Source organism: Chryseobacterium sp. S90 (assembly GCF_047444895.1).
Lineage (GTDB): Bacteria > Bacteroidota > Bacteroidia > Flavobacteriales > Weeksellaceae > Chryseobacterium.
The window spans coordinates 1-1032 of sequence record NZ_JBLGCX010000017.1 but is presented as its reverse complement, the minus strand read 5'-3'; the positions used below and the strand labels follow the sequence as shown (position 1 = coordinate 1032).

Genomic DNA, 1032 nt, shown 5'->3' with positions numbered 1-1032 from the left:
TTATGACAGAGAAGTTACGGTTCATGGATTATTTGAGGATCAGGCTTTCAGGACGCCTGATCTTACAGCACTGGTGTATGGAGAGGAGCGCCTTTCTTACCGTGATCTGAATGAAAAGTCTAACCAGCTTGCACATTATCTGATCCAGCGCTATGACATCCGTGCTGATGAGCTGATTCCGATTTGTTTTACGCGCACAGAAAAGATGTTGATAGGTATTTTGGGAGTTTTGAAAGCAGGCGGTGCTTATGTACCGGTTGATCCGGGATATCCTGTAGAGAGATTGGGACATATCCTGAGTGATACAGGATCCCGTCTTGTTCTTGCTGAAGATGACACGGTCTCAAAGCTGTATGAATATACTTCAGGAATTTCAGATCCTGGGCTTTTGATTTTGAATCTGGATAATGCAGAGACATCATATGGGATTCAACGATGTTTTAGGGAGAACCCTGTTACTGGGACAAGATCCAACCATCTGGCGTATGTCATTTATACCAGTGGAACGACAGGCAGACCCAAGGGTGTTATGATTGAACACAGCGGGGTGGTGAATCTTGTAGGATTTATGATCCGTTCCCACCACTTTAACAAATATACAAACGTAGGCTGTTATTCGAATTATGTTTTTGATGCTTTTGTGAATGAAGTATTTCCGGTGCTTTGTTGTGGTAATACGCTGTGGCTGTTCAGTAATGAACAGAGAATTTCTGTAACAGATCTTAACGGGTATATAAAAGAAAATAAAATAGAGGTATCGTTTATTCCACCTGTGTTGTTGAAGGATTTACTTCCTGATACGGAATTAAAGTTAATTTTTGCCGGAGGAGAGCGCTTTCCTGATATTGACAGAAACACTTACCGGGATATTATTTTCCTTAATGAATATGGTCCTACGGAATCAACGGTGTGTGCGAGCTCCCATCTTTATCATGAAGATGGCAATCCACTCAACATCGGGCGTCCAATTGATAATACTTCAATATATGTGTTGGATTCATACCTGCGTCCTGTTCCTATTGGCGCGGTAGG

The 1032-nt window shown here is 42.1% G+C and carries 1 protein-coding gene; it reads left to right on the top strand.

The features are described from left to right. On the top strand, window positions 1-1032 hold a 1032-nt coding region (locus ACLMCG_RS23065; RefSeq protein WP_413961445.1), incomplete at both ends, for an AMP-binding protein.